4 protein-coding genes are annotated in these 6725 nt (G+C 43.5%); all 4 read left to right on the top strand.

What is annotated here, in order from left to right:
• Nucleotides 1–42 precede the first annotated feature (42 nt).
• Complete coding sequence (locus HQK80_14465; protein ID MBF0223402.1) at nt 43–1047, top strand: TolC family protein; 1005 nt, start codon at nt 43–45, stop codon at nt 1045–1047.
• Nucleotides 1048–1133: 86 nt separating this feature from the next.
• The gene (locus HQK80_14470; protein MBF0223403.1) at nt 1134–2630 is read left to right on the top strand and encodes an efflux RND transporter periplasmic adaptor subunit; all 1497 of its coding nucleotides are present in this window, start codon (nt 1134–1136) and stop codon (nt 2628–2630) included.
• A gap of 73 nt (nt 2631–2703) precedes the next feature.
• Nucleotides 2704–5931 carry an efflux RND transporter permease subunit gene (locus HQK80_14475; GenBank protein MBF0223404.1) on the top strand — a complete coding sequence of 1076 codons (3228 nt, stop codon included), beginning with the start codon at nt 2704–2706 and terminating at the stop codon, nt 5929–5931.
• Nucleotides 5932–5982: 51 nt separating this feature from the next.
• A complete protein-coding gene (locus HQK80_14480; GenBank protein MBF0223405.1) occupies nt 5983–6483 on the top strand; it encodes a hypothetical protein in 501 nt (166 codons plus the stop codon).
• The last annotated feature ends 242 nt before the right edge of the window (nt 6484–6725 follow it).

The raw sequence follows: 6725 nt of genomic DNA on the forward strand, positions 1-6725 counted from the left end.
AGCAACTATCCGGTTGATTCGTGGACAGCAAATGAAACCGCAATGAGCGGTAAAATTTTAAAACTTAACCAAAATTTTCCATTTCCCGGCAAATTGGCAACAAAGAAAGAGAAATCAAGGCAGCAAGCGCTCTGGTACAAGGGAGTTTATGAAGACGGTAAACTGCAGCTGGTCTGGAAAGTAAAAGATGCGTATTACTCCCTTTCTTTTTATGAGCGTGCAATAGAAATCACTCATAAGAATATTAAATTGCTCGATGATTTTATTCGCCTGACTGAAACAAATTATGAAACAGGCAAAGGGCTTCAGCAGGATGTTCTTAAAGCACAAGTCGAATCTTCCAAGTTACGTGATCGAATATATTCCTATACGCAACAACGGGACAGGGCCGTCGCTGATCTGAACAGTCTGACCAACCAGCAATTGACCTTTTCTGCTGCCGAACTTCCCGAAATACTGCCTAAAGCCCTCACCAAGACCTTAGAAGAACTCCAACAATCTGTTGAGCAGAACAGGCCTCTTATGGCTTCATATTTAGCGTTGATTGAGCAAAATAAACTACAGAAAAAATTAGCTAAACTTGAATTTAAACCCGACTTCAAGCTCGGTGCAAGTTACACATTTCGTGAACCAAATTTTGCTGATGATGGGACGGATTTTGCTGGAATTGAGTTTGGCATAAACATCCCGATTTTTGTCGCTAAAAGAAAGGGGGCAGTTTCGGAGGCAGAGGCAGCAATCACCATGGCAATGCATCAGTTGGATAATTTTAGAAATACAGCCCAACTGAATATTCACGACTCGTTTCTGAAGATCACAAAAAGTGTTCAACAAACTGAACTTTATAAAAATGGCCTTATTCCACAGGCTTCTCAAACTTTTGAGGCTGTATTGAGTGGCTACCAGGTAGGCAAGATAGACTTTCTTGCTCTGCTAGACAGTCTTATGACGGTCTATAACTACGAACTGGAATACTACCGCGGTTTAATTGACGGCCAGCGAGGCTTTGCCCGCCTGGAAGCAGAAACAGGTTTAAACGATTTATAAGCTTATTATGAGATACATGTCTTTAGGAAAGTATTTAATAACGCCCGTAATTTATAAAAATTAAATGTAATAACAAGGACATCACAATGGGTAAAATTAAAATTATGGTGAGTTCAGTTGCTCTTCTTGTTCTGGCAGGCACTGGGCTTTTATATTTTAGCAGCCCTGAGAAATTCCATTCAACTGTAGCCGACCTTGGGACTGCCGAAGCAGTCACCGAAGAACACGACGAATACACCTGTGGCATGCATCCATTTATAATTCAGAACGGGCCCGGCAACTGCCCAATCTGTCAGATGGAGCTTACACCAGTTAAATCAACACAAACTACCGCGACCAGTCTGCCACCAAGTGAGAGAAAAACCAAATATTGGGTTGCACCGATGGACCCCAGTTATATTCGTGACCAGCCAGGTAAGTCGCCAATGGGTATGGATCTTGTTGCGGTATATGAAGATCAGTCTGTAATTGGCCAGTTAATTAACATAGATCCGGTGACTCGACAAAACATGGGGGTGAGAACTGAAAAAGTATCTCGACAAGACATACATCGAACCATTCGTACTGTGGGGCTTGTTGGCTATGAAGAGACAAAGCAGTATTCAGTCAACAGTAAAATCGAAGGTTGGGTAGAAAAGCTTTTCGTGAACGAAACAGGTCGTTTTGTCAAAAAAGGACAACCACTTCTTGAAATATACAGCCCTCAACTGGTGGCGGCACAGGAAGAGTTCCTTTTGGCCTTGCGAAACAAACTCTCTGTATCTGGAAGTTCTGTTCCGGGAATTATTCAAGGTGCATCTCGACTTCTTGAGTCATCTAAAAAGCGTCTGACATATTGGGATATAAGTGACAAACAAATCGCTGAGCTGGAGAGCAAACAATCTGCGACCAAGACCCTTGTTTTACATGCCCCATATGATGGCATTGTAATGCTTAAAAAAGTAAACGAAGGCATGTTTGTTAAAGCCGGCATGGAACTTTACACACTCGCTGACATTTCAAAAGTATGGGTCTATGCAGATATCTATGAATATGAACTTCCCTGGGTTAAAGAGGGCCAGCATGTGCGAGTTCAACTTCCTTACCAAAGCGATAGTTTTGTTGGTCGAATAAGCACGATTTACCCCTATCTTGATGCAAAGTCCAGAACGGTGAAGGCACGAATAGATTTAGACAACCCCGGGCTTGACCTTAAGCCAGACATGTATGTCAATGTTCGAATTAGCACCGAGCCTGTCCGGGACGTTCTGACTATTCCGGCAGAGGCTATTTTAAATTCTGGTGAAAGCCAAACTGTTTTTGTCGAACGTGAAGAAGGAAAATTTGAGCCACGCCTTATAAAAACAGGGCTCTTTGATGAAGAGGGCAATGTTGAAGTTTTGCAAGGATTGCTTGATGATGAAATGGTTGTTACTTCAGCTCAATTTATGCTGGATTCAGAAAGCACCTTGCGCTCAGCAATACAAAAAATGTTAGAACCTAAAAAATCGAGTTCTTCCAAACTCCAAGCCGACCAAAGTGGACAAGATGACCTTTCCACAAAAAACGGTGAGAAAGAAGAGATTGAATCACTATTTAATTAATAGTTCTTTAGGGACCGTTAAGACCGCTTAGTAAAATTACCCAACCATCTCTCTCAACCATAAAAGGGTTATTATGCTGGAAAAAATAATAGAATGGTCTATCAAAAATAAAATCATGGTTGTTATTCTGACCGGATTTATGATCGTGGCCGGAGGATACTCTCTTAAACAAACACCGATTGATGCCATTCCGGATCTTTCTGATGTTCAAGTCATCATCTTTACAGAATATGCCGGCCAGGCACCTCAAGTGGTCGAAGATCAGGTCACCTACCCGCTGACTACCCAAATGTTGGCCGTTCCTCATGCCAAAGTTGTGCGCGGCTACTCCTTTTTTGGTTTCTCATTTGTCTACGTGATCTTTGAAGATGGCACGGATATTTATTGGGCCAGATCCCGTGTTCTTGAATATCTCAATTATGCAGCCGGTAAACTGCCCAAAGGTGTTACACCGAGCCTTGGTCCGGATGCAACTGGAGTTGGCTGGGTTTATGAGTACGTTTTAGAAAGTGACCGCCATGATCTACAACAACTCCGCTCAATTCAGGACTGGTTCCTCCGTTATGAACTTGCCGCTGTCGAGGGTGTAAGCGAAGTTGCCAGTATTGGCGGCTATGTCAAGCAATATCAAGTCACAATTAATCCGGACCGTTTACTTTCGTACGGGGTATCGATTCCGCAAATCAGAAAAGCCATTCAACAGAGCAATAACGATGTTGGCGGTCGTCTCATTGAAATGGGCGAAACAGAATTCATGGTTCGAGGCCAAGGATATTTTAAGTCGCTTGACGATATTGAACAAGTTGTTGTGGGTACAGACCAGAAAGGCACCCCTGTGCTGGTCAGAGATTTAGCTGAAGTAGCGATCGGGCCGGAACTACGGCGTGGCGCTACCGACCTTGACGGTGAGGGTGAAACCGTTGGTGGAATCATTGTTATGCGCTATGGCGGCAATGCTGTCGAAACCATTGACAAGGTAAAGCAAAAACTTGAATCACTGAAAAATGGTTTGCCGGAGGGAGTTACTGTAAAAACGGTTTACGATAGGTCGGGATTAATTGAGAGAGCAGTCCACACACTAAAAGAAAAGCTGGTCGAAGAAAGCATCGTTGTAGCGCTGGTGACAGCCCTGTTTCTTTTTCATTTACCCAGTGCTTTTGTTGCAATTTTCACTTTACCGGTGGCAATTCTCATGGCCTTTATTGTGATGAACGCTCAAGGTATTAATGCAAATATAATGAGTCTTGGCGGCATAGCCATTGCGATTGGGGCAATGATTGATGCCGCGATTATCATGATCGAAAATGCCCATAAGCACCTTGAGCGGGATCGAGGTAAAAAACCGCACTGGGAGATAATTTTAGACTCCTCTAAGGAGGTCGGGCCCACCCTATTCTTTTCACTTTTAGTCATTACGGTTTCCTTTCTACCGGTTTTTGCCTTACAGGAACAGGCGGGTAAGCTGTTTAAACCCTTAGCCTATACCAAGACCTATGTCATGGCTGCGGCAGCGCTCCTTTCCGTCACAATTGTGCCAGTGCTCATGGGTTGGTTCATTCGCGGGGAAATAAAGCCAGAACATGCGAATCCAGTTAATCGGTTCCTGATTCGAATTTATCATCCAGCTGTTGATCTCGTCCTGAAATGGCGAAAAACAACAATTCTGGTGGCGTTATTACTTATTGGCTCAATCGCCTATCCACTTTCACAGATGGGATCAGAGTTTATGCCTCCACTCAATGAAGGTGATCTATTGTATATGCCGACAACCATGCCAGGCGTATCAATAACCAAAGCCAAAGAAATTCTCCAGCAGACCGATAAAATCATCCGAACTTTTCCTGAGGTTAAACGTGTATTTGGAAAAGTTGGCAGGGCCGAAACTGCAACCGATCCAGCGCCTCTTTCAATGTTGGAAACAACGATTATGCTCAAACCTGAAGAAGATTGGCGCAAGGTTCCGGCAGTACGATTTTACAGCCATTGGCCAGATTGGGCTGAGCCTGTAAAAAATGGCCTTCGCAAGGTTATTCCTGAAGAAAAAATAATCTCACATGAACAATTAGTCGAAGAACTTAATAACGCCATATCATTTCCTGGCTTAACCAATGCCTGGACAATGCCAATAAAAACTAGAATTGACATGTTGTCCACCGGGATCAAAACTCCGGTTGGCATTAAAATAATGGGCGAAGACCTAGCCATCTTAAGTTCGATTGGCGAAGAGATTGAGGGCTTGATTCAGTCAGTGCCCGGCACTTTAAGCGCTTACTCCGAACGAGTTGTTGGCGGGAACTATCTTGACTTTACAATTGATCGAGTCGCCGCTGCTCGTTATGGCCTCACTGTTGGTGATATTCAAGATGTGATTCAATCGGCAATTGGCGGTATGAACATCGGCCAAACAGTTGAAGGTCTTGAGCGCTATCCGATCAATATCCGTTATCAGCGTGACTATCGAAACAATTTACCAGCCTTAAACAGAGTTCTTGTGCCGCTGCCTAATGGTACTCATATCCCCATTTCACAAGTTGCGAATATCTCAATCATGAAAGGGCCGCCAAGCATAAAAAGTGAAAATTCTCGCCGCACAGCCTGGGTTTATGTGGATATTAAAGGAATTGATGTTGGCACCTATGTCAAAAATGCTCAGGCTGCAGTAGCTGCAAAGATTAAACTGCCAATTGGCTACTCTATTATCTGGAGTGGTCAGTTTGAATATATGGAAAAAGCTAAAGAAAGATTGGTGTTGGTAATACCTATGACAATACTACTCATCTTCATGATTATTTACATCAGTACCAAATCAATGATCAAAACAGCAATTGTTTTCCTGGCCGTACCGTTTTCTCTGGTTGGGGCCTTCTGGTTTCTCTACCTTCTTGACTACAACACTTCTGTCGCAGTCTGGGTCGGGGTTATCGCCCTTGCCGGGCTTGATGCAGAAACCGGGGTAGTTATGCTTCTGTATCTGGATTTAGCCTATAAGGGTTGGGCAAAAAACGGTCGGATGAAGACTGTTGGAGATCTTATCCAGGCCATCCATTTTGGCGCTGTTAAGAGGATTCGGCCAAAGATTATGACCATATCGGTAATCATTGCCGGATTGTTGCCAATTATGTGGAGCCATGGCGCTGGAGCAGATGTTATGAAGCGAATCGCAGCCCCAATGGTTGGCGGAGTAGTCACATCAGGAATTATGGAACTTTTAGTATACCCCGTCATCTTTTATATCTGGAAGAGCCGTAAGCTTGCAAAGAGTCAAACTCCGACCGCGATGGGGGATGTCGAAACTATTTAACCCTTGTTTGTGAAAACAAGATTATTAATTCATTCAAAAAAAAGGACTATTATGAAACTGAAAAAAACACTCATCAGCGGAGTGGCTTTTGCCCTCCTGACTTCAACATCATTGACATCGTCTTTCGCGATGTCCGACATGAATCACTCGTCAAAAACGAGTGCCGCAGATGGAATGGAAATGTCTATGACATCTACAGCCTCATCCATTATGTTGCAAAGCGACAAAATAGAAGGGGTTAATGCAACAGCTCACTTGAAGGATATCAAGGAGGCTATGGCGCATCATGGCGGTAAGCAGACTCACCACTTCATGGTAGAATTTACTACAGAGAATGAGGGCGAAAAGTTTGACGATGGACTGGCAGCCGTTAAAATCATCGATCCTGAAGGCAACGAGTTAACTCCCTTGAAGATGATGGCAATGGAAGGCAGTTTTGGCGTTGATGTGGAGTTAAATAAAAGCGGTAAATATATATTTGAGGTTGGAACGAAACTCAAAGATGGCAAGAAGAGGGTTTTTCGTTTTCACCACAACAACTCAAATACATGAACCACTCCAAATCCCCTTAAGCCCAGCAAGATGCCGGGCTTAAGGGTATGATTCTAAAAACCTTTGTGCGTAAATCCAGTAAATATTCGGCATGAGCTAAAAACAGTTAAGTAGCAACATTTCCTCCTTAGCGGTTGTTTTTCCTCAGCCCCAAAGGGGCGTAACATACTAGCCCAGGGCAACGCCCTGGGATATAGGAACATTTAATAAATAGCCCTGAAAGGGCGTCACATAGGCTTAAA

This window comes from Desulfobulbaceae bacterium, from assembly GCA_015231515.1.
In the GTDB taxonomy this organism is placed as follows: domain Bacteria; phylum Desulfobacterota; class Desulfobulbia; order Desulfobulbales; family VMSU01; genus JADGBM01.